This is a genomic window from Nocardiopsis halotolerans DSM 44410, assembly GCF_000341065.1.
GTDB lineage: Bacteria > Actinomycetota > Actinomycetes > Streptosporangiales > Streptosporangiaceae > Nocardiopsis > Nocardiopsis halotolerans.
Genome location: NZ_ANAX01000085.1, coordinates 25676 through 31367, shown reverse-complemented (window position 1 = coordinate 31367; position 5692 = coordinate 25676). Strand labels below are relative to the sequence as shown.

5 protein-coding genes (1 of these 5 only partly in view) are annotated in these 5692 nt (G+C 72.4%); 1 reads left to right on the top strand and 4 read right to left on the bottom strand.

Going from position 1 to position 5692, the window contains the following annotated elements; all coding sequences use genetic code 11:
* Positions 1-372 precede the first annotated feature (372 nt).
* The 3 genes from D455_RS0106730 to D455_RS0106720 form a co-directional block, all read right to left on the bottom strand.
* A complete protein-coding gene (locus tag D455_RS0106730; RefSeq protein WP_017569987.1) occupies positions 373-1164 on the bottom strand; it encodes a hypothetical protein in 792 nt (263 codons plus the stop codon).
* Between the two features lie 326 nt (positions 1165-1490).
* Positions 1491-2366, bottom strand: a complete 876-nt coding sequence (locus tag D455_RS0106725; protein WP_017569986.1) for a hypothetical protein — start codon at positions 2364-2366, stop codon at positions 1491-1493.
* An 83-nt stretch (positions 2367-2449) separates the two neighbouring features.
* Complete coding sequence (locus D455_RS0106720) at positions 2450-3544, bottom strand: pilus assembly protein TadG-related protein (RefSeq protein WP_017569985.1); 1095 nt, start codon at positions 3542-3544, stop codon at positions 2450-2452.
* A 421-nt stretch (positions 3545-3965) separates the two neighbouring features.
* Here D455_RS0106720 and D455_RS32085 point away from each other — a divergent pair, with 421 nt between their 5' ends.
* The gene (locus tag D455_RS32085; RefSeq protein WP_152487018.1) at positions 3966-4961 is read left to right on the top strand and encodes a hypothetical protein; all 996 of its coding nucleotides are present in this window, start codon (positions 3966-3968) and stop codon (positions 4959-4961) included.
* Between the two features lie 32 nt (positions 4962-4993).
* Here D455_RS32085 and D455_RS0106710 read toward each other — a convergent pair whose 3' ends face one another.
* Positions 4994-5692: the 3' portion of a glycosyltransferase family 4 protein gene (locus D455_RS0106710; protein WP_017569984.1), read on the bottom strand. 1731 nt of this gene lie beyond the right edge of the window; 699 of the gene's 2430 nt are visible here — the last part of the coding sequence; the start codon falls outside the window, past its right edge; the stop codon is at positions 4994-4996.

The following is a 5692-nucleotide window of genomic DNA, read 5'->3' as shown; positions in this document are numbered from 1 at the left end:
GCCGCGGGACGGGCCGCGGCCATGGCCGCGGGGGCCTGCCCGCCGCCGGAGTCCGGACCCGCCGCTTCCAGCGGACCGGACTCTCCGTCGTCCACGGTGAAGGTGATGTGGAACGCCGAGGAGGCCGCCACGAGTTCCACCGCGAGGGCGACGTAGGCCTCGGCGTCCTCGGGGTCGACCTCGGCCGGGGAGGAACCGCTCTCCGGAGGCGGGGCCGAGGGCCCCTCCGCGACGTCGAGCGGACGCGGGGAGTCGCCCATGGCGATCCGGGCCACACCCCACCCGCTGGCGACCACGCCCAGGCAGACCAGCACCATGAGGACGGAGAGCAGCCAGTTCGGCCGTCCCCCGGTGGGCTGGTCGTCGGGGGTGTCAGGGTCGGAGGTGTGCGGCATCGACGACATCGACACGGCCTGGGCCTCGTTTCTGCGGATCGTCGCGCGACCGGACACGGATCGCGGGTGCGTGCGGATCGTCTTCGGCTGGCACCGGAGGGTGACGGGAGATACGACGCGGTGACACAGGGTTCCGTTCGATGGTCGCACGCACGTGATCGCCGCCGACATCGACGAAGGTGAGGACCCAGTCGCCCTGGGGCGACTCCAGGAACGGTGCGAGGAAGCCGAAGGTGCGGGTCCGGGCCAGCCGTCGCAGCACCTCCTCGGAGGCGTGCCGCCACAGCACCAGGACCGCCGCCCGGGCGGCGGCGGTCGCGGTGAAGGACTGGCTGAGGAAGAGTTCGTACAGTTCATCGCCTTCCAGCCGCAGGATGGTGGCCTCCAGGACCTGGGAGTCCAGCAGGCCCAGAAGAGCCAGCGCGCAGTCCACGCGGGCCACCGGATCGGGGACGACCCCGACCCGTGCGCAGCGCAGGACCGCCTCCGCCGCGGCCGCGGAATCCCCTCTCCAGTCACCGCCCGGAGAAAGTTCGTGGCCGGTTGCGGCCCCGCCGTTATCGGCGTTTGTGTCCGTGTCACCGTCATCGTGGGCGCCGTGGTCCCCGGGGGGACCCCCGCCGCCGACCTCTCCCAGAGCCCGGTGCACGGCGCCGCGCAGCTCCTCCGGGAGGCGCCCCGGAAGCCCGTGCGCGGTGGCCGCCACGAGCAGGGACAGCACGACGAGGAGGAGCGCCGCGTACTCCAGCAGGGTGCCGCCCCGGTCCACGGGTTCACCTCCGGGCTCGGTGCCCGCGTCTCGGGCCGTCTGTCGGTCGGATCGTGTTCTCTCCGGACGCGTCGGGTACCGCGTCCGTCGTCGGCCGTTTCCGCGATACGGGGACGGCGGGACCGAGAACCCGGCTCTGGCGTCGCCACGGCGGGTTTCGTGGGCTCGGCGGCCCCATGGAAGTCCGGCTGACATCGCCATGGAAGGCGTCGTGGAGCAGGTGGTCTCGCGGAGTCGTCGCTTCAGGCGCTCCGGTGGGCGTCACCGGCCGTGGGAAGCGGCCGGTCCGGGTCGGTGGAGGGTGGCGTCGCGGCCGGGGCCGACCGTCACCTCGGACGGGGATCGAACAGCCGGGGCGGATCCAGTTCGTAGGCGCGCACGCGTTCCCGGACACGGCCGAGGTGGTCGGCGGGACACACCCAACCCTGCCGGGAGAGCGTGTGCAGGACGCGGCGCAGTAACCGTCCGGGGCGGAGCTGGAGGTCGTGCACGCTGGCCGAGATCACCTCCCAGCCCTGGGCCCGCATGGCCGCGTACCGGACCCGGTCGCTGGCCAGGGCCACCGTGGAGGAGTGGAACTCCATGCTGTCGTACTCCAGCGCCACCCGCTGGTCCGGCCAGCCCAGGTCGGCGTGGAACAGTCCCTCGTCGGTGGCGACCGGACACTGGGGGACGGGCGGCGGCAGGTGTGCCTCCAGGACCAGCACCCGGGTCCACGACTCGGCCGGTGACTGGCTCAACTCCGAGGAGTAGCGCAGCGCGGTCCGCAGACGCCGCAGCTGACGCTGGGAGCGGGGCCGGCGGGTGGCGTGGACCAGGTCGGCCCTCGTGACCAGTCCGCGGGAGAGGAAGGCGTCGAGACGGGCCGTGGCCATGAACACCGAGGGGGCGCGTGCCGCCACGTCGGCGGCGGTGCGCACCGGCGTGGTGAGCCGCACGCCCTCCACCTCGGTGCGGTCCCCGGTGGGAACCGGCTCGTGGTGGGTGACGACCGGCACGCCGGAGGTGCGCACTCCCCTCGGGACCGCCACGTGCGGGCGGGTGCGCGTGGCCCGGGTGCCCGCCGGGTGCAGGTCCACGCCCCACACGTAGGAGGCGGTGACGTCGCAGACGACCGCCTCGGAGGAGAGCGGGCCGACGATCGGAAGGAGGGTGCGCAGGAGGAGGGAACGGTCGGGAAGGGTTTCCTCACGGACTGTCATGTATCCAGGTTCGGGGGAGGGGGAGGCCGGGACAAGGTCCTTCCGGGACCTGTGGACAACTCTCCGCGGACCCCGTGGACGGCTCACTGCATGGAACCGTCGCCCGCCGCCAGGTGGATGTGGTCGACGTGGTTCTGGGTGTTGCTGCCTCGGTCCTCCATGGGGCGCCGTACGCTCGCCCACGGCCCCACCGGGTCCCCGCGGGTCGCGTTCCAGATGTGCTGCTCGTAGATGACGCCCTTGACCCCGAGCCGGTGGGAGTTCTGGATCACCCAGTTGATCACCGTGACGGCCGTCTGGTGCATCTGGGGCGTGGGAACACCGCCCAGCTCCGCCATCATGTAGTCCACGGCCTCGCCGGTGTGGTGGTCGCTGCCCGGTTCGTCGCGCCGGCCGCCGGCGGAGAGGTAGAAGCCGGGGAACTCCTGCTGGAGGCGCTCGTGCACGGCGCACATGGTCGGGTGCAGCGCTCCGAGGGAGGCACAGGCCACGGTCGCTCCGCCCCCTCCGACGAACTGCGGGTCGAAACCGTAACGGCCCTCCTGGTCGACCAGGTGCACCTCGATCAGGCGTTTGGCGGACTCGAAGTCCGCCACGACCCCGCCGTCGCAGACCAGCTGGCCGTCGTCACGTCCGCACTGGTGCGGGATCTGGACGATGGCGATGGCCGACGCGTTGCCGACCACGGTGTCGGTCTCCTCCTCGGAGCCGTCGCAGACCACGTCGTTCCAGTGCCGGGAGCCGTCCTCCTCCAGCTCCCGCTGGCACACGGCGCCGCGCACCTCCACCCGCACGATGTTTCCGCTGCGCCCCATGACGTTGTCGCTGGCGCGGATGTCGGTCAGGACCGCCCCGTTGGCCCGGGCGTACTCCTCCGCGCGCTCCCTGGCGACCCCCTCGTCGAACCACGGCATGGGGTACACGTCGTTGACGATGTCCCGCGCGGCCTGCTCCTGGAGGGCGCTCACCGCGGCCAGGGCGGCGGCGTCGGCCGCGGTCTGGGTCCGCGAGCGCTGGTCGTTGGCGGCGCCGACCCGCACGAACAGCAGGGTCAGCGCGAGCAGCGCCAGGGTGAGTCCGAACAGGAGCAGGACGTTGGCCTGTCCGTCGTCGTCGCGGCCGAGCAGGCGCCGCCCCGGTCGGGGAGCCGTGCGGGGGAGGGTCCGTCGCAGTCCCATGCCTCTTCCGTGGGGGGAGGGGACCGTTCCCGGGGAGGAGGGGAACGGGGATCGTCGGGTTCGGGGAGGGCGTCGCGCGTGGTGATCGGGCGACCACGTCCGGACAACACCCCGATGAGCGCAGCTTATCCGGGCATGTCGCGAAGCGGTAGGGCCTGTGGACGGCCCACGCCTCCCCGGGGAGGCGTCGGGGACGTTCGCCCTGCTCGTGTACGGAACGGCGGTCTCGCCGGGCGGGAGCCCCGTCCGCGCCGGGCCGCGCGTCCGTGTGACTTCGTGGGAATTGTCCCGCGTGTTTCTGGCGAGTGTGGGGCCCGAAACGGGTTCCACACTGGAGGATGGACCCTGTCCGGCGCGTGCCGAGCCGCGGTTCGCGGCCGGGCGTTCGACCATCTGCCCCAGACCAAGCGAAGGCGAGGACATGAGCGCCCGTAAAGCGATGACCCCCGTCGAACAGGACGAGACCCTCCGCAGAATCGGGACGGACCTGCTCCGGGCGGCACCCGACGGCTGGGTCAAGCTCCGGCTCGTGTACTCGGGACTGGGCGCCTGCGAGACGGCCCACTTCGAGGTGATGTTCGAGGAGGGACGGAACACCGACGGGGTCCCGCCGCTGTCCGCCCTGGAACGGCTGCGGGAGATGCGCTCGGGGATGTACGCGGCGGGGACGGGCACCTGGTACACGGCCTACTACGAGATCGAGCGGCCCGCGAGTTACCGCGTCCGCTACGACTACGAGAACGAGCCCCACTTCGACGAACCCCGGGACGACGCCAGCTACCTGCTCGACCTGGAGCACTTCCCGCGCGACGAGGAGAACGTCCCCGCGTGGCTGCGGGAGAGGCTGGAGGGGGACCGCGTGCCCGAGACTCCGGAGAACGCGTCCCCCTGGAGTCTACTCACGGCCTCGCGGCCCGCGTCGCGGACGCGGATCTCACCGGGGGACATGACCCCCGAGGAGATGATGGACACCGTCCAGGAGATCGTGGACCGCACACTCGACGCGGTCCACGGCCAGTGGACGGAGGTCGTCATCGACTACAGGGGACTCGTCGGAGTGTCCTCCTCACGGGTGACCGTGCGCAGAGCGGACGGCGGCACCGAGTGGGACCTGCTCCTGCCCGAGGTCGGACGCCTGCTGGACCGGTTGCGCACCGGGATGTACCAGCCCGGGAAGGGAACGTGGTTCACCGCCCGGCTCTCGGTGCAGGAGTCCCGGGAGATCGGGGCGCACTTCGACCACGACGCCCCGCCCGAGTTCGACTTCGCCCCGGATCCCCGCAGCTTCCACCAGGACATCCAGTACTTCCCGCGCGGCGCGGACCACCTGCCCGACTGGCTGCTGGACCGGCTCAGCCTCGCCCAGCGCATGATCCGCACCGGGCGGAGGGAACCGCGCGTGGAACACGACGGTTGAAGGCCGCGGGAGACGGGGTGCGCGGCGAACCGTCAGCGCAGCCGCCGCCGGAGGACCCCCCACGCGTGGACGTCGGCGACGGTGACCTCCAGGTCACCGGAGCCCATGGGCGTCACGGTCGCCGAACGCACGTACGGTCCGCGGTTCCAGCGGCGTGAGGTGCGGTCCGAGACCGTCGTGGCGCCCAGACGCCCCAGAGCCCCCGCGGGCCCCGCCAGCAGGCGCAGCTGCCACGTCGCCCGGATCGCGCCGTTCCCCGCGTGCTGTGTCCCCGACAGCAGCGGCAGGCTGCCCACCAGGCGTCCGCCCCGGCCCTTGGAGCGACCGTCCTCGGTGACGCGGAGCGGGAAGCGCTGACCCGCGTCGGTGCCGCGCACCACCTCCACCGCGTACTCCGCGTCCTCCGGGAGCGGGGAGGCCAGGTTCACCTCGAACCGCAGCCGACGCCCGCGGTACCCGGCCGGGCGCACCCGTACGCCGTCCACCTCCAGGGTCGGCGCCAGCGGCGCCGTCACCAGCCCCAGGCGGTCGTTGACCGTGTAGTAGGGCCGCACCCGCGAGCCGCTCCCGTCGTCCCTCTCCACCTTCTGGGCCGGGTACCGGATGATCTTCTTGTACCCCGCCACACCGGTCAGGTGACGACCCACGGTGTACGCGGTCCCGTCGGAGAGCACGAGGCGCAGTTCCCACTTCTCCGACTGTCCGTGCCGGTCGCCGACCACGACCCCGGG